This is a genomic window from Planomonospora parontospora, from assembly GCA_014647935.1.
Classification (GTDB): Bacteria; Actinomycetota; Actinomycetes; order Streptosporangiales; family Streptosporangiaceae; genus Planomonospora; species Planomonospora parontospora.
In genome coordinates this window covers 118,974-134,203 of sequence record BMQD01000012.1, presented here as the reverse complement: position 1 = coordinate 134,203, position 15,230 = coordinate 118,974, and the positions used below count along the sequence as shown (strand labels likewise).

14 protein-coding genes are annotated in these 15,230 nt (G+C 73.0%); 12 read left to right on the top strand and 2 right to left on the bottom strand.

Features of this window, described 5'->3' with window-relative positions:
* The first annotated feature begins 233 nt into the window (after positions 1 to 233).
* Genes IEZ07_RS19885 through narI form a run of 4 tightly spaced genes read left to right on the top strand, consistent with a single transcriptional unit; the run spans position 234 to position 6,983 of the window.
* Positions 234 to 3,968: a nitrate reductase subunit alpha gene (locus IEZ07_RS19885; protein WP_191896109.1), complete on the top strand. Its 3,735-nt coding sequence runs from the start codon at positions 234 to 236 to the stop codon at positions 3,966 to 3,968.
* Positions 3,968 to 5,632: a nitrate reductase subunit beta gene (gene narH / locus IEZ07_RS19880; RefSeq protein ID WP_191896108.1), complete on the top strand. Its 1,665-nt coding sequence runs from the start codon at positions 3,968 to 3,970 to the stop codon at positions 5,630 to 5,632. Before IEZ07_RS19885 ends, narH begins: the two co-directional genes overlap by 1 nt.
* Complete coding sequence (narJ, locus tag IEZ07_RS19875) at positions 5,629 to 6,255, top strand: nitrate reductase molybdenum cofactor assembly chaperone (RefSeq protein WP_191896107.1); 627 nt, start codon at positions 5,629 to 5,631, stop codon at positions 6,253 to 6,255. Before narH ends, narJ begins: the two co-directional genes overlap by 4 nt.
* On the top strand, positions 6,252 to 6,983 hold the full coding sequence (narI, locus tag IEZ07_RS19870) for a respiratory nitrate reductase subunit gamma (RefSeq protein ID WP_204054465.1): 732 nt from the start codon (positions 6,252 to 6,254) through the stop codon (positions 6,981 to 6,983). Before narJ ends, narI begins: the two co-directional genes overlap by 4 nt.
* Positions 6,984 to 7,106: 123 nt before the next feature.
* Here the strand turns inward: narI and IEZ07_RS19865 are convergent, their stop codons facing one another.
* On the bottom strand, positions 7,107 to 7,700 hold the full coding sequence (locus IEZ07_RS19865) for a TetR/AcrR family transcriptional regulator (RefSeq protein ID WP_191896106.1): 594 nt from the start codon (positions 7,698 to 7,700) through the stop codon (positions 7,107 to 7,109).
* Between the two features lie 83 nt (positions 7,701 to 7,783).
* On the opposite strand from IEZ07_RS19865, the gene IEZ07_RS19860 reads away from it, so the two are divergent.
* From IEZ07_RS19860 to IEZ07_RS19850, 4 genes are all read left to right on the top strand, one after another.
* Positions 7,784 to 8,956 (top strand): DUF418 domain-containing protein, encoded by a 1,173-nt coding sequence (locus tag IEZ07_RS19860; RefSeq protein ID WP_191896105.1) that lies wholly within the window; start codon positions 7,784 to 7,786, stop codon positions 8,954 to 8,956.
* A 26-nt stretch (positions 8,957 to 8,982) separates the two neighbouring features.
* A complete protein-coding gene (locus IEZ07_RS19855) occupies positions 8,983 to 9,951 on the top strand; it encodes a LuxR family transcriptional regulator (RefSeq protein WP_204054466.1) in 969 nt (322 codons plus the stop codon).
* A gap of 3 nt (positions 9,952 to 9,954) precedes the next feature.
* Positions 9,955 to 10,143: a response regulator transcription factor gene (locus tag IEZ07_RS35795; protein WP_275413849.1), complete on the top strand. Its 189-nt coding sequence runs from the start codon at positions 9,955 to 9,957 to the stop codon at positions 10,141 to 10,143.
* Positions 10,144 to 10,437: 294 nt separating this feature from the next.
* Positions 10,438 to 10,734, top strand: coding sequence for a hypothetical protein (locus tag IEZ07_RS19850; protein WP_191896104.1), 297 nt, complete (start codon positions 10,438 to 10,440; stop codon positions 10,732 to 10,734).
* Positions 10,735 to 10,777: 43 nt separating this feature from the next.
* Here IEZ07_RS19850 and IEZ07_RS19845 read toward each other — a convergent pair whose 3' ends face one another.
* A complete protein-coding gene (locus IEZ07_RS19845) occupies positions 10,778 to 12,022 on the bottom strand; it encodes an MFS transporter (protein WP_204054468.1) in 1,245 nt (414 codons plus the stop codon).
* Positions 12,023 to 12,318: 296 nt separating this feature from the next.
* Here IEZ07_RS19845 and nhaA point away from each other — a divergent pair, with 296 nt between their 5' ends.
* The 4 genes from nhaA (at position 12,319) to merT (ending at position 15,097) form a co-directional block, all read left to right on the top strand.
* Positions 12,319 to 13,641 carry a Na+/H+ antiporter NhaA gene (nhaA, locus tag IEZ07_RS19840; protein ID WP_191896103.1) on the top strand — a complete coding sequence of 441 codons (1,323 nt, stop codon included), beginning with the start codon at positions 12,319 to 12,321 and terminating at the stop codon, positions 13,639 to 13,641.
* A gap of 285 nt (positions 13,642 to 13,926) precedes the next feature.
* On the top strand, positions 13,927 to 14,325 hold the full coding sequence (locus IEZ07_RS19835) for a hypothetical protein (protein ID WP_204054469.1): 399 nt from the start codon (positions 13,927 to 13,929) through the stop codon (positions 14,323 to 14,325).
* 8 nt (positions 14,326 to 14,333) lie between these two features.
* Positions 14,334 to 14,774, top strand: coding sequence for a MerR family transcriptional regulator (locus IEZ07_RS19830; RefSeq protein WP_239320267.1), 441 nt, complete (start codon positions 14,334 to 14,336; stop codon positions 14,772 to 14,774).
* Positions 14,771 to 15,097, top strand: coding sequence for a mercuric ion transporter MerT (gene merT / locus IEZ07_RS19825; protein WP_191896102.1), 327 nt, complete (start codon positions 14,771 to 14,773; stop codon positions 15,095 to 15,097). The genes IEZ07_RS19830 and merT overlap by 4 nt, the downstream gene beginning before the upstream one ends.
* The last annotated feature ends 133 nt before the right edge of the window (positions 15,098 to 15,230 follow it).

Sequence of the window (15,230 nt, the reverse complement as noted above, 5' to 3'; positions counted from 1 at the left end):
TGGGCCTGACCTGCGGGACTAAAGACCCTGAGGCCGGGATATGCCCTGTCGGGAGGATGAGGGGCGGCGCTCCGGGGCACGCTCGGGGCGGCGGGGACCCGGCACGGACCCCGCAGCCGGAGCCGGCCGCTTCCCTCCCGGGGACGCACAGCCAAAAAATGATCAAGATGGATGGTCATGAGAGCGGGCATTCCGGGGATGTGCGGTCTGTGACGAGAGGAAGAGGATCACATATGGCGGGCATGGACGGGCCGGTCGACGACGCGCTGCTGCGGCTGGGCCGGCATCTGCGCGCCGGGACGGTCTCCGACGACCTGCGGACGCTGCACCAGATCGGTGGCCGGGCGGCGGACGCGTTCTACCGTGACCGGTGGAGCCACGACAAGGTGGTGCGCTCCACGCACGGGGTGAACTGCACCGGGTCGTGCTCGTGGAAGGTGTACGTCAAGGACGGCATCATCACCTGGGAGTCGCAGCAGACCGACTATCCCAGCGTCGGGGGCGACCGGCCGGAGTACGAGCCGCGCGGCTGCCCGCGCGGCGCGGCGTTCTCCTGGTACACCTACTCCCCCACCCGGGTGCGCTTCCCGTACGCCCGCGGCGTGCTGGTGGAGATGTACCGGGAGGCCAGGGCGCGCCTCGGCGACCCGGTGGCGGCCTGGGCGGAGATCACCACCGATCCGGACAAGCGGCGCCGCTACCAGGCGGCGCGCGGCAAGGGCGGCCTGGTGCGCGTCACCTGGGACGAGGCGACCGAGATCATCGCGGCCGCGCACGTGCACACGATCAAGGCCTACGGTCCCGACCGGGTCGCCGGGTTCTCCCCCATCCCGGCGATGTCGATGGTCTCGCACGCCTCCGGCGCCCGGTTCGTGTCGCTGATCGGCGGCACGATGCTGTCGTTCTACGACTGGTACGCCGACCTGCCGGTGGCCTCGCCGCAGGTGTTCGGCGACCAGACCGACGTGCCGGAGTCGGCCGACTGGTGGGACGCGGCCTACCTGATGCTGTGGGGCTCCAACGTGCCGGTGACGCGCACCCCGGACGCGCACTACATGACCGAGGCCCGCTACCGGGGGCAGAAGGTCGTGGTGGTCACCCCCGACTACAGCGACGCGACGAAGTTCGCCGACGAGTGGCTGGCGCCGCATCCGGGCACCGACGGGGCGCTGGCCATGGCGATGGGGCACGTGATCCTCAAGGAGTTCTTCGTCGACCGGCAGGTGCCGTACTTCACCGACTACGTCAAGCGCCACAGCGACCTGCCGTTCCTGGTGACGCTGGCCGAGCGCGAGGGCGGCGGGTACGTGCCGGGCAAGTTCCTGACCGCCGCCGACCTCGGGGAGAGCGGCGAGGAGGCGGCGTTCAAGACGGTGCTGCTGGACGCGGCGACCGGTGAGCCGGTCGTGCCCAACGGCTCGCTGGGCTTCCGCTACTCCGAGCAGGGCCAGGGCCGCTGGAACCTCGACCTGCAGGGCGTCGACCCGCTGCTGAGCCTGCACGGCGGGCGCAACGCGACGGTGCTGCTGCCCCGCTTCGACCAGGCCGGCGACGGCGCGGGCGGAACCGGCGGGGTGCTGCGGCGCGGCGTGCCGGTGCGCGAGGTCGCCGGCCGGCTGGTGACGACGGTCTTCGACCTGATGCTCGCCCAGTACGGCGTGGCCCGGCCGGGCGGCTCCAGCCGCGCCGGCGGCGCCGAGCCGGGCACCGACGGTGAGCGGCACTGGCCGGCCTCCTACGACGACGCGTCGGCGCCGTACACGCCGGCCTGGCAGGAGGCGATCACCGGGGTGCCCGCGGCGAAGGCGGTGAAGATCGCCCGGGAGTTCGCGCGCAACGCCGAGGAGTCCCGCGGCCGCTCGATGATCATCATGGGGGCGGGGACGAACCACTGGTTCCACTCCGACACGATCTACCGCTCCTTCCTGGCGCTGACCACGCTGACCGGCTGCCAGGGCGTCAACGGCGGCGGCTGGGCGCACTACGTCGGCCAGGAGAAGTGCCGGCCGGTCACCGGCTGGGCGCACATGGCGTTCGGCACCGACTGGTCGCGCCCGCCCCGGCAGATGATCGGCACCGCCTACTGGTACCTGCACACCGACCAGTGGCGCTACGACACCTACAGCGCCGGCACGGTCTCCTCGCCGCTGGGCGGCGGCGCGTTCACCGGCAAGGCGACCGCGGACCTGCTGTCGGCCTCGGCGCGCATGGGCTGGATGCCGTCGTATCCGACGTTCGACCGCAACCCGCTGGAGCTGGCCGAGGAGGCGGCCGCCTCCGGGCAGGAGGCCGGGCCGTACATCGCCTCCCAGGTGGCCGCGGGCGGGCTCGGCTTCGCCTGCGAGGACCCCGACTCCCCCGCCAACTGGCCGCGGGTGCTGACGGTGTGGCGGGCCAACCTGCTGGGCTCGTCGGCCAAGGGCAACGAGTACTTCCTGCGGCACCTGCTGGGCGCCGACTCCTCGCTGCGCGCCGCCGAGGCCGAGCCGGAGCACCGTCCCGGTGACGTGCGCTGGCACCCCGAGGCGCCGCAGGGCAAGCTGGACCTGCTGCTGTCGCTGGACTTCCGGATGACGTCGACGACGCTGTTCTCCGACATCGTGCTGCCGGCCGCCACCTGGTACGAGAAACACGACCTGTCCTCGACCGACATGCACCCGTTCGTGCACGCCTTCAGCCCGGCGATCGACCCGCCGTGGCAGACCCGTACCGACTTCGCGGCGTTCGCCTCCATCGCCGAGGCGTTCAGCACGCTGGCCGCCACCCATCTGGGGGTGCGCAAGGACGTGGTGGCGGTGCCGCTGCTGCACGACACGCCGGACGAGTTCGCGACCCCGGGCGGGGTGGTGCGCGACTGGCGGGCCGAGGGGCGCACCCCGGTGCCGGGCCGGGACTTCCCGAAGATCACCGTGGTGGAGCGGGACTACGGCGCGATCGCGCAGAAGATGGCCGCGCTGGGGCCGCTGATGGAGAAGCTCGGCGCCACCACCAAGGGCCTGACCTACGACGTGTCGGGGGAGATCGAGCGGCTGGGCCGGATGAACGGCACCGTGCGCGGCGGGGTGGCCGACGGGCGGCCGTCGCTGGCCCGCGACACCCACATGTGCGAGACGATCCTGGCGCTGTCGGGCACCACCAACGGCCACCTGGCCGCGCAGGGCTTCGCGACGCTGGGCCGGCGCACCGGCACGAGCTTCGACGGGCTCGCCGACGAGCACAAGCAGATCACGTTCGCCGACACCCAGGCGCGGCCGGTGCCGGTGACGACCTCGCCGGAGTGGTCGGGCAGCGAGACGGGCGGGCGCCGCTACTCGGCGTTCACCATCAACGTCGAGCACCGCAAGCCCTGGCACACCCTGACCGGCCGCCAGCACTTCTTCCTCGACCACGACTGGATCCACGAGGCGGGCGAGGCGCTGCCGGTCTACCGGCCGCCGCTGAACATGACGGCGCTGTTCGGCGAGCCGGGCATCGGCTCGGCCGGGCAGGAGGGCGCCGACGGGATCGCCGACGGGATCACGGTGCGCTACCTGACGCCGCACTCCAAGTGGTCGATCCATTCCGAATACCAGGACAACCTGCTGATGCTGACGCTGTCGCGGGGCGGGCCGACGATCTGGATGAGCCCGGCCGACGCGACGCGGGCGAAGATCCGCGACAACGACTGGGTGGAGGCGGTCAACCGCAACGGCGTCGTGGTGGCCCGCGCGATCGTCTCGCACCGCATGCCGGCCGGGACGGTGTACATGTACCACGCCCAGGAGCGGGTGGTGGACGTGCCCAAGAGCGAGACCTCGGGCAGGCGCGGCGGCATCCACAACTCCCTGACCCGCCTGATGATCAAGCCCACGCACCTGATCGGCGGCTACGCCCAGCTGTCGTTCGCGTTCAACTACCTCGGGCCGACCGGTAACCAGCGTGACGAGGTGACCGTGATCCGCCGCCGCAACCAGGAGGTCGACTACTGATGCGCGTCATGGCACAGCTCGCCATGGTGATGAACCTCGACAAGTGCATCGGCTGCCACACCTGCTCGGTCACCTGCAAGCAGGCGTGGACCAACCGGGCCGGCACCGAGTACGTGTGGTTCAACAACGTCGAGACCCGCCCAGGGCAGGGCTACCCCCGCACCTACCAGGACCAGGACAAGTGGAAGGGCGGCTGGGAGCTCAACTCCCGCGGCCGACTGAAGCTGAAGGCCGGCGGGCGGCTGAAGAAGCTGTTCTCGATCTTCGCCAACCCGCTGATGCCGTCGATCCAGGACTACTACGAGCCCTGGACCTACGACTACGACCGGCTGTTCTCCGCGCCGATGCAGGCCGACACGCCGGTGGCGCGGCCGCGCTCGCTGATCACCGGCGAGCCCACGAAGATCAGCTGGAGTGCGAACTGGGACGACAACCTGGCCGGCGGCCCGGAGCTGGCCCCGGCCGACCCGGTGCTGCGCAAGGTATCCGACCAGGTCAAGCTCGACTTCGAGAACGCGTTCATGTTCTACCTGCCGCGCATCTGCGAGCACTGCCTCAACCCCTCGTGCGCCTCCTCCTGCCCGTCGGGGGCGATCTACAAGCGCTCCGAGGACGGCATCGTCCTGGTCGACCAGGACCGCTGTCGCGGCTGGCGGATGTGCGTGACGGGGTGCCCGTACAAGAAGGTGTACTTCAACCACCGCACCGGCAAGGCCGAGAAGTGCACGTTCTGCTTCCCGCGGGTGGAGGTGGGCCTGCCCACGGTCTGCTCGGAGACGTGCGTGGGCCGGCTGCGCTACATCGGGATCATCCTGTACGACGCCGACCGGGTGACCGAGGCGGCCTCCGTGGCCGACGACAAGGAGCTGCTGGAGGCGCAGAAGAGCGTGATGCTCGACCCGCACGACCCGGCGGTGATCGACGCGGCCCGCGCCGCGGGCATCCCGGAGGACTGGCTGGAGGCGGCGCGCAACTCGCCCATCCACAAGCTGATCTTCGAGTTCGGGGTGGCGCTGCCGCTGCATCCGGAGTACCGGACGATGCCGATGGTCTGGTACATCCCGCCGCTGTCGCCGGTGGTGGACGTCTTGTCCGGCACCGGCCACGACGGGGAGGACGCCGGCAACCTGTTCGGGGCGATCGACGCGCTGCGCATCCCGATCGGCTACCTGGCGGAGCTGTTCACCGCCGGGGACCCGGAACCGGTGCGCGCGGTGCTGCGCCGCCTGGCCGCGATGCGCTCCTACATGCGGCGCCTCAACCTCGGCCAGGAACCCGACGAGTCGATCGCGGCCGCGGTAGGCATGACCGGTCAGGGCGTCCAGGACATGCACCGGCTGCTGGCCATCGCCGCCTACGACGAGCGCTACGTCATCCCCAAGGCCCACGCCGAGCAGGGCGCGCAACTGGAGGAGCTGGCGCTGGGCAGCGGCTGCAGCCTCGACTACGAGGGCGGCCCCGGCATGAACGGCCCGTTCGGGGAGGCCTCCGGCATGCCCGCCCCGATCGCGGTGGAGAACTTCCACGCGCTCAAGGAGCGCCAGCGCGGCGACGACCTGGACGACGCCGGCGAACTGCGCGGCCGGGTCAACCTCCTCAACTGGGACGGCAAGGGCACCCCGGACGGGCTGTTCCCCAAGAACGGCAAGAAGGAGGAGTCATGACGGCACTGGAGGAGGGCGCGCTGCGCACCGCCCACCTGGTGGCCTCGGTGCTGCTCGGCTACCCCGACGAGCGGCTGTACGGCGAGCGCGAGGTGCTCGAGCGGGCGGTCGCGGGCCTGCCGGAAGGGGAGGTCCGCGACCGGCTGGCCGCCTTCCTGGAGCACGCGCGGATCGCCGGGCAGGTCGAGCTGGCCGCCCACTACGTGGCGACATTCGACCTGAAGAGGCGCTGCTGCCCGTACCTGACGTACTACGCCTACGGCGACACCCGCAAGCGCGGGGCGGCGCTGCTGCGCTTCAAGCACGCCTTCCGCAGCGCGGGGTTCGAGCTCGCCGACGGCGAGCTGCCCGACCACCTGGCGGTGGTGTGCGAGCTGCTCGCGCGCGGCGCCGTCCGGGAGGCCAGGCGGCTGCTGACCGAGAACCGGGCGGGGGTGGAGCTGCTGCGCAGGGCGCTGGAGGCCGAGCACTCGCCGTACGCCGACGTGGTGGCCGCGGTGCTGGCCACGCTCGGCCCGGCGAGCCTGCGCGACCAGGAGGCCGCGCTGCGGCTGGCCTCCCAGGGCCCGCCGGCCGAGGAGGTCGGATTGGAACCGTACGCCGTGATGGAGGCGAGCAGGTGAACGCACTGGACGTGGTGCTGTGGGTGGTGGCGCCGTACGTGGCGCTGACGGTGTTCGTGCTGGGGCACGTGTGGCGCTACCGCTACGACAAGTTCGGCTGGACCACCCGCTCGTCGCAGATGTACGAGTCCAGGCTGCTGCGCATCGGCAGCCCGCTGTTCCACTTCGGCATCCTGGTGGTGCTGCTCGGCCACATCGGCGGGCTGGTCATCCCCAAGAGCTGGACCGAGGCGGCGGGCGTCAGCGAGCACGCCTACCACGTGGTCGCGGTCGTGCTGGGCACGATCGCGGGGGTGGCCACCCTGGGCGGCCTGGCCATCCTGATCTACCGGCGCCGCACCGTGGGCCCGGTGTTCACCGCCACCACCCGCAACGACAAGCTGATGTACGCGGTGCTGGCCGTCGCCATCGTGCTGGGCCTGGCCGCCACGGTGATGGCGAACATCGTCGGCGGCGGCTACGACTACCGCACGACCATCTCGCCGTGGTTCCGGTCGATCTTCTACTTCCAGCCGGATCCGGCGCTGATGGCCGGCGCGCCGCTGCTGTTCCGGCTGCACGCGCTCAGCGCGCTGCTGCTGTTCGCGATCTGGCCGTTCACCCGGCTGGTGCACATGCTGACCGCGCCGGTGGGGTACCTGACCCGGCCGTACGTGGTCTACCGCAGCCGTGACGAGCAGCCGACCGGCTCCCGCGCTCCCCGGCGCGGCTGGGAGCCGTCGCGCTGACGCACCCGCCGGCCCCGTGGGGCCGGCGGCGCAGGCTCCGACCGGTACGGCGCCGAAGAGCGCCGTACCGGTCGGCCGTGCTTTCCGGGCTCGTGCGCGCTGCTCGCGGTCCTCTTGCGGTCCTCACGGGCCGAGCCCGAGGGCGGGCAGGATCGCCTGGTCGACGATGGCGGAAAGGTCCTCGTCGCTGGGCGGCGTCCCGGTGTCGAGGAGGCGCTTGGTGACGAGGGCCTCGCCGATGTCGGCCACGACCGGGGTGAGCAGCTCGGCCGGGAAGCGGCCCCGGTCGGCGTAGTGCTGCAGCACGGTGCGGGTGAACGTGCCGCCCCGGTTGGCGAAGACCCGCTCGAACAGTGCCTCGGACATCAGCGCGGCGCTCTTGGGATCGGTGAGGATGGCGGCGACCGCGCGGCCGGCGGGGCTGAGGGCCCAGTCGGCCATGAGGCGCAGGGCACGGATGAGGTCGCCTCTCAGGTCGTCTGCGCCGGGGGTGGGTTCTTCGACCGGGTGCTGGTGGTAGAGGGCGTCCAGGAGCACGTCGAGCGGGTCCGACCAGCGGCGGTACAGGGTGGTGCGGGGTGTCGCCGCGCGCCGGGCGATGGCGTCCATGGTCAGCCGCCCCGCGCCCGCCTCCACCACTTCTTGCAGTACGGCGTCGTGGATGGCCTTGATCAGCTCTTCGCCGCGCCGGCGAGTCCGGGCGGGGTGTTCGCCCATCACCACCCCCTTGCTCAGCTACACGGCTGTATCCTACCTTGGTCTTGAGCTACAGTCGTGTATCTAATATCGAAGGGACGGTCATGTCCGTCGCCCCCCTCGCCCCCGTCCACGGGGCCACTCCCCTCGCCCGGCGCGCGCCGGCGCCCGATCTCGCGCGCGGGCTGATGCTGCTGCTCATCGCGCTGGCGCACGCGCACATGTACCTGTCGGGCCATGAGACGGGCTTCCGCGGCTACGCCCTGGACGGCGGCGCCCTGGACCGGCTGGTCGCCGGGGTGCAGATCCTGCTGGTGGACGGGCGCGCGCTGCCCATGTTCGCCGCCCTGTTCGGCTACGGCCTGGTGCAGCTCGCCGACCGGCAGCTCGCCGCGGGCCGGGGCTGGCCGCAGGTGCGCGGGGTGCTGCGCCGCCGGAGCCTGTGGCTGCTGGCGTTCGGGTTCTGCCATGCGCTGCTGCTGTTCTTCGGTGACATCCTCGGCGCGTACGGGCTGATCGGGCTGGTCTTCGTCGGGTTCGTCCGGCGCGAGGACCGGGCCGTACTGCGGGCCGCCGCCGCCGGGCTCGTGCTGCACGTCGTGGTGCTGTCCGGCTTCGGGCTGCTCACCGTCTCGGCACCGAAGGGCGACACGCCCGCCGCCATGGCGGACCCGATCGAGGCGACGGTGATGCGGCTCATCGGGTGGGCCGGGATGACGCCCACGTACTTCGCCGCCGGCGTGGTGCCGGCCTTCCTGCTCGGGATCTGGGCGGCTCGCCGCCGCCTGCTGGAGGACCCGCTGCCGCACCGGGACCTGCTCGTCCGGGTCGCCCTCGCGGGCGCAGGGCTGGCCGTCGCGGGCGGGCTGCCGCTGATGCTGATCGACACCCGCCTCTGGACGCCCTCGGACCCGGTGGCCGTGTCCGCGTACGTCCTGCACAGCACGACGGGCATCGCCGGCGGGCTCGCGTACGCGGCGGTCATCGCACTGGCCGTCGGCCGGATGCGGCGCGGATATCCCGGGCCGGTCGTCAGGGCCCTGGCCGCGTGCGGCCAGTGGTCGCTGACCTGCTACCTCCTCCAGTCAGTGATCTTCGTGGCGGTGTTCGCGCCCTACGCGGGAGGGCTCGGCACCCGGGTCGGCGACGCCGCGGCGTCCGGCATCGCCGTGGCCGCCTGGCTGGCCACCGTGGTGCTCGCCGCGCTGGCGGCACCCGGCGGGCGGAGGGGGCCGGCCGAGGCGGCGCTGCGGCGGCTGACGTACGGGCGCCGCTGACGCCGCTCCACGTCCCCGAAGCGGTTGTGACCTGGATCACGGTTGAGGTTGACCCTGGGTCAGGGTGGAAGCTCGGCGCAGCGGCACGAAGCCGACCCGGACACAACGAATTCGAAGGGCCCCGCCATGCCGGGATCCTGTCCACCACCGAGCGGGCCGCCGACGCGCTGGAACTCTTCAGCCGCGCCTCGGCCGGGCTGCGACGGCACCTGCCGTTCGACGCCGCGGTATGGACGGCCACCGACCCGGAAACGGGCCTGGTCACCGCGCCCATGCTGGTGGAGAACCTCGGCTCCGGCGAGGGATGCGCCGCCTACTGGGAGAGCGAGCTCCTGGAGGAGAACGTCCTGCCGTTCCGCGACCTCGCCCGGGCAGCCGTCCCCGTGGCCGGTCTGCGCGCGGCCACCGGTGACCTGCCCGCGCGCAGCGCCCGCTTCCGCCGCCTGCTCGGCGACCAGGGCGTGGACGACGAACTGCGGGCCGTGCTGCGGATCGGCGACCGGCCGTGGGGCGCGGTGAGCCTGTTCCGCATGCGGGGAGAGCCGGCGTTCGGCCCGCACGAGATCGCGTTGCTCACCGACCTGTCCGGGCCACTCGCCGACCGGCTGCGCCGGTTCTCCCGTCCGTCCGGCTCCGACGGCGCGCCCGGCTCCTGCGCACCAGGCCTGCTGCTGTTCGACGAGCACGGCGAGGCCACGTCGATCAACGAGGAGGCCCGGCGCCATCTCGCGCTGCTGCCGGACGGGCCGTCCACGGCCACGGCGCTCGGGCTGAGGCCGCCCATCTGGCTGATCGGCACCGCCCTGCAGGCGCGGGCCGTCGCGCAAGGCCATGACCGGGGCGACGCCAGGATGCGCATCCGAACCCGTGACAAGCGGTGGCTGACCTGTCGCGCCTCATGCCTGAGCGGTCCCGGCGGACGACCGGGACCGACAGCGCTCGTCATCGAGCCCGCCGCTCCCGCCGACCTGGCGGTCATCGTCGCCCAGGCATAGGGGCTGACGCCCCGGGAGTTCGAGGCCGCCCGGCTCGTGGCACGGGGCCTGCCGACCACCGAGATCGCCGCAGCCCTGTTCGTCTCTCCTCACACCGTTCGCGGCCACCTCAAGGCCGCCTTCGGCAAGGCGGGGATCTCCAGCCGCGGTGAGCTCGTCGCCCGGCTGTTCGCCGGCCATCGCCGGCCGTAGGCATGGCGATGTGCCGTACCGGCCGAAGCCGCGACGGCAGGTCGTCCAGCCGCATGCGGGTGCGCGGAGGGTGCCGTCGCCTGCCGGTCATGCCGGGAGCCTGGTATCCGGGCCGAGGCCGCGACCACCCGGGACGGGACTGTCTCCCCTGAGCTGCCGTGGGCGGGCATCGGCGGAGGCGCCTCCCCGAACGGCGGCCGGAGCGGTTTTGGCCGACGTCAACAACGGGAAGAAAGTGACAGGAAGGACAAATGGGATTAACGGTGCAAACCGCGAAAGAGAGAGGAACCCATCATGTCCCATCATCTTCGGCTCGCCACAGCCACCGCGTTCACCGGTCTCGGGCTGCTGCTGGCCCCGGCCGCGGCCGCGGCTCAGCCCGACCCCAACTTCCCGGAGCTGCCGGGTCTCGGCGGCTGGACGACCTCCTGCGAGTGCTTCACCGGCCCGGGGACACCGCTGAATCCGGCGCTGGTCACCCCCCAGGCCCCCACCGCGCCCCAGGCTCCCACGGCTCCCGCCGCGCCCTCGATGCCGACAGGCCAGGATGAGGCGGACGAGGACGATACCGCCGAGGGCTCCGCCGACTAGCGTCCCGGACGCCGGCGCAGCCGCCGGCGTCCGGCCGCCGACACTAGGATCCCGAGCCGGACACGCCCTGCGCCGCGCGCCGCAGGGCCGCCGAGCGGACCACGGTCACCGTCAGCGCCAGCGTCACCGCCGAGACCACGGCCAGCAGCACCAGCCCCAGCGCGTAGGAGCCGAACCGGCCGTACAGCAAGCCCATCACCAGCGGCGGGACGAACCCGCCCAGCCCGCCGGCGGCACCGACCAGACCGGTGACCGACCCCACCTTGTCGGCCGGGGCGACCTGGGCGACCAGCGCGAAGGTGGCACCGCTGCCCGCACCCAGAGCCGCCGCCATGATCAGGAACGCCGCGGTGCCCACCGGCACCAGCGGCGGGGTGAAGGCCACGACGGCCGCCGCCGCGCAGGTCACCGCGAAGACCCCGGCCAGGACGGGCAGCGGCCCGACCCGATCCGACAACCAGCCCCCCGCCGGGCGCATCAGGACCGCCAGCAGCACGAACCCGGCCATCCGGCGGGCGGCGTCGGCCTGCTCCAAACCGTAGGCGGTCTGCAGATAGGCCGGCAGGTACACCGAGAAGGCGACGTAGCCGCCGAACGCCACCGCGTACAGCGCGCAGGCCTGCCAGGTGATCGGCAGGCGCGCGGCGGCGGCCAGGCGCGCCGCGAGCGGCTGGGACGGCACGGTCCGCCCCGGCGCGTCGCGCAGGAACGTCCAGGAGACGGCCGCGTAGAGCGCCAGCACCACCGCGGTGAGCAGGAACGGGGTGGCGGAACCGCCGGTCCTCACCAGGGTGACGGTGGTCAGCGCGCTGATCGCGGTGCCGCCCATGCCCGCCCCGAAGACGCCCAGGGCCAGGCCCCGCCGGTGCGGCGGGAACCACGCGCCGACGAAGGGCACGCCCACCGCGAACACCGTCCCGCCGACGCCCAGGAAGAAGCCGCCGGCCAGCAGCGCCGCCAGCGAGCCCTGCCCGGCCACACCGATGAACAGGACCGGGACGATGGTGGCGGCCGACACCAGGGGGAACATCACCCGGCCGCCGAACCGGTCGGTCAGGGCACCGACGGGGATGCGGCCCAACGAGCCGACCACCACCGGGACCGCGACCAGCAGCGCCTGCTGGGCGGCCGACAGGCCCAGCAGGTCCTTGAACCGGGGCCCCAGCGGGCTCAGCAGCGCCCAGGCCCAGAAGTTCACCGCGAACCCCAGGGTCGCCAGGGCGAGCATCGCCGCCGCCCGCCCTCCGGAGACGGCCGGGTCCTGCCCGCCGGTCTTCGCCGTGGTCATCACATCGCTCCTCGTCGTCACATGGGTCGCCGTACCGGCGGCTTCCATGACATCGGCCCGCCCGTGGCCGCCGGTACCGGCGAAGGTCCTTTCCCGTCGGGACCTCGGGCCCCGGCGCGGGTGAGACGGGGAGGCAGGCGGGCGCGGGTGCGGCGCCGACGGGGGCCGCGGCCGGTGGCAGGCCGGCCGGGCACCCGCCCGGCGGGCGCCCGCCGGGCGCTCGGTAGAGTGGCACCCGGTGCGCCGGGAAGTCTGGTCGGCAATGTCCGACCCGTACCCGAAAGCCGGAGCACTCCATGACGCACCCCGTCCCGCCGCGCCGATCCGTCCTGCTGGGCCGGGGCTCCTGGGGCGAGGCCCGCCGCATCGCCGACATCCTGCGCAAGGAGACCGTCGGCGGGGCACTGCTGCTGGCCGCCGCGGTGGCGGCGATGATCTGGGCCAACTCTCCGTGGGCCGGCGCCTACGAGACGCTGCGCGACCTGCGCATCGGGCCCGAGGCGCTGCACCTGAACCTCTCCCTGGCCGGCTGGGCCGGCGACGGCCTGCTGGCCGTCTTCTTCTTCGTGGCCGGGCTGGAGCTCAAACGCGAGTTCGTCGCCGGCGACCTGCGCGACGTACGGCGGGCCGCGGTCCCGATCGCGGCCGCGCTCGGCGGAGTGATCGTTCCGGCGCTGCTGTACCTGCTCATCACCCGCGGCGTGGAGGGCGCGGGCAAGGGATGGGCGATCCCCACCGCCACCGACATCGCTTTCGCCCTGGCGGTGCTCGCGGTCATCGGCCGGTTCCTGCCGACCGCGCTGCGCACCTTCCTGCTCACCCTGGCGGTGGTCGACGACCTGGTGGCCATCGTCATCATCGCGCTGTTCTACACCGACCACCTGGCTCCGGTCCCGCTGGCTGCAGCACTGGTCCTGCTGGCGGTCTTCACCGTACTGGTGCAGCGCCGGGTGCGCTCGGCGTGGCTGCTGCTGCCGCTGGCCGCGGCCGTCTGGGCGCTGGTGCACGCCTCGGGCGTGCACGCCACCGTCGCCGGGGTGCTGCTGGGCTTCGCCGTACCCGTCCTGCGCAGCCACGACGCGGGCGGCCCGGAGGCGGGGCCCGGCCTGGCCGAGCACTTCGAGCACCGCTTCCGCCCGATCTCCGCCGGAGTGGCCGTGCCGGTGTTCGCGTTCTTCTCGGCCGGGGTGGCCCTGGGCGGGCTGGACGGTCTGACGGGTGCTTTCGGTGACCCGGTCGTCCTGGGGGTGGTGGCGGGCCTGGTGGCGGGCAAGCCGATCGGCATCATGGCCGCGACCTGGCTGACGGCCCGCTTCACCCGGGCCGACCTGGACGAGGACCTCGCCTGGGTGGACATGGCGGGGCTGTCGGTGCTGGCGGGCATCGGGTTCACCGTCTCCCTGCTGATCGGTGAGCTGGCCTTCGGCGTCGAGGGCGCCGAGCACGTCAAGGTGGCGGTGCTGACCGGTTCACTGACCGCGGCGCTGATCGCGACGGTGATCCTGCGGCTGCGCAACCGCGCCTACCGGCGCATCCACGAGATCGAGACCGCCGACCTCGACCACGACGGCATCCCGGACGTCTACGAGACCGATGAGGCCGGCACGGCCGACGCCTGAGCGGGCAGCGCCTGCGCGCCCGGTTCCCGTCCGTCCCGCTCCTGCTCGCCGCCTGCGAATCCGCGCCGAGGCGTCAGCGCCGTATCGGGACCTCCGGCCTCGACCACGACGGCATCCACCGGGCATTCCGCTGTGACCGCAGGCCCGGCGCCCACCACCGACCGCAGCGATCACGTCACCGGCCCTCGCCGCCGGCCACCGCACCGCCGGTGGTTTCCGCCCGTGCGAAGAAAACCCGCCGCGGGACTTGCATCCGGTACCCGGGTACAGGCTTACCGTCGGAACATGACCCAGGACATCATCCTTGACCGGCAGTGGGTGCCCCCGGCGTGCACCCTGCCCACCACCGAGCGGCCGCTTCGGGTGGCCGAGTTCGACGCCCTGTTCGCCGAGGCGGTCCAGGCGGTGCAGCGTCCCGAGCCGACCCGGCTGCACCTGCAGCTCGCCTCCAGCCCGCAGACCGCCGCCCGGACCGCCGAGCTGGCCGCGCGGGAGAACGGCTGCTGCTCGTTCTTCACCTTCACCCTCACCATCGCCGACGGCGGCCTGACGCTGGCGGTGGCCGTTCCGCCGGAGCAGGCCGACGTGCTGGACGCGCTGCAGACCCGCGCCGCCGGGCCCGTCCCCGGCGCGCGCGACGTGCCCGATCAGCCCGCGGCCGGCCCGCCCGCGCCGGGGCGGTGAGCCGACCGGTGGAGACCTTATTCGACGGGCTGCACCTGCGCACCGGCCAGGTCGCCGAGCGGGCCGGGGTCAACATCCAGACCCTGCGCTACTACGAGCGCCGCGGATTGATCGCCGAACCCGGGCGCAGCCCCGGCGGGCACCGCATCTACCCGCCCGAGACCGTCGCCCTGCTCGGCGTGATCAAAGCCGCGCAGAGGCTCGGCTTCACCCTGGAGGAGGTCGCCGACCTGATCGACACCGGCCGGCGCGGCCACCCCAGCCCGGACCTGCAGGAGCGCGCCAGGGCCAAACTCGCCGAAGTCGACGCCCGCATCAACGATCTGAGGACCATCCGCACGGCCCTGGAGCAGGTGGTGGCCGCCCGCTGCGACAGCCTCACCGACTGCACCTGCGCCGACTGCCCCCTGCCGTTCGCCGGCCTGGCCCACGATGAGGAGTCCCGATGACCCTGCACGACCACCCCGCCCCTGCTTCCGGCGCGGAGCCGGCCGTCCACGCGCAGGCCCCGCTCGGCGCCGGGCCGCCGGCGCGCAGCAAGGCCGCCGCCGCCCTGGCGGTGCTGGCGTGCGCGGCCTGCTGCACGCTGCCGCTGCTGATCGCCGGCGGGCTGCTGACCGGTGCCGGGGCCGCGCTGGTGGAAAACGCCCTGCTGGCCGTCTCCGGCCTGCTGATCGCCGCGGCCGCGCTCATGTGGTGGCTGCACTGGCGCCGCACCGCCCGTCAGGCCGCTGCCTCCGGGGCCGGCTGCGGCGGCGGGTGCGGCTGCTGACCCGGCCCCTTTCCGGCGTACGCGATCCGCCCCTCCCTCGGTGCGAATCTGCACCGAGGTGTCAGCGCTGTCGCCTGGGCGTTCTGCAGCCGTGTCGGCAGATCTGCATGTGCCGTCAATGAGAAAAACTCCG